Origin of the sequence: Paenibacillus pini JCM 16418, assembly GCF_000576305.1 — a bacterium.
Classification (GTDB): domain Bacteria; phylum Bacillota; class Bacilli; order Paenibacillales; family Paenibacillaceae; genus Paenibacillus_AQ; species Paenibacillus_AQ pini.
This window is the reverse complement of sequence record NZ_BAVZ01000062.1, coordinates 1-768: the sequence shown is the minus strand read 5'-3', so window position 1 is coordinate 768 and position 768 is coordinate 1. Positions and strand designations below refer to the sequence as shown.

The window sequence follows — 768 nt, the reverse complement described above, 5'->3', positions numbered from 1 at the left end:
TACATACAACTGGAAAATCGCTCGCGAAAGATTTTTTATATTATTAATGACGTACTTAATCGTACTAAAGATTACAAACTAGAGAAGATACTCTTCATTTGGAGTCACGATTTTTTTCACTATGATAACGGAAATGTAACTACTACAGCAGGAACAAGACAAGATACGGATTTGAAATTAGCTCAAATGTATAAGATTGGAACTAAGATGCTTGTCGAAGCAATTGATTTATTATCTCAACATGCACCAGTTTATACATTTTATGTAGGAGCAAATCATGATAAATTACTAAGTTATTATGCCACAGAACATTTGGGAGCATGGTTTAGAAATGATCCCAACGTTAGCGTAGACACTAATCCTAAAATTAGGAAATATGTTGAGTTCGGATTAAACTTAATTCAATTCTCTCATGGGCATGCTGAAGGAAAGCGCATTGGAGAATTAATGCCTGTTGAAGCAAGAGAAGCTTGGGGTAGAACTACTTATCACGAGGTTCATGCAGGGCACTTCCACTCAGAAAGAACAATTACAAAAGACAATGGAGTAATTGTTAGATTCATGGGCTCTCCTTCTGGATCAGACACATGGCACTATGAGTCAGGCTATGTTGGTGCTGTTAAAAAAGGTCAATCTTTCCTATGGGACAAGCAAAATGGTCTAGAGCTAGTCATTAATACAACAGTAAAATAATCATACATACTCTATCCCCTACTGTCGTGAGACATAAGTGGGTTGTTTGTGTTTTGTAGATTAATTAATCAGAAA

Annotated in this window: 1 protein-coding gene; it reads left to right on the top strand. The window is 35.8% G+C overall.

Annotation, left to right across the window (positions count from 1 at the left end; genetic code table 11):
- Positions 1 to 693, top strand: a 693-nt coding sequence (locus tag JCM16418_RS25245; RefSeq protein WP_036653847.1) for a hypothetical protein, incomplete at its 5' end; no start/stop codon positions are given.
- Positions 694 to 768 lie beyond the last annotated feature (75 nt).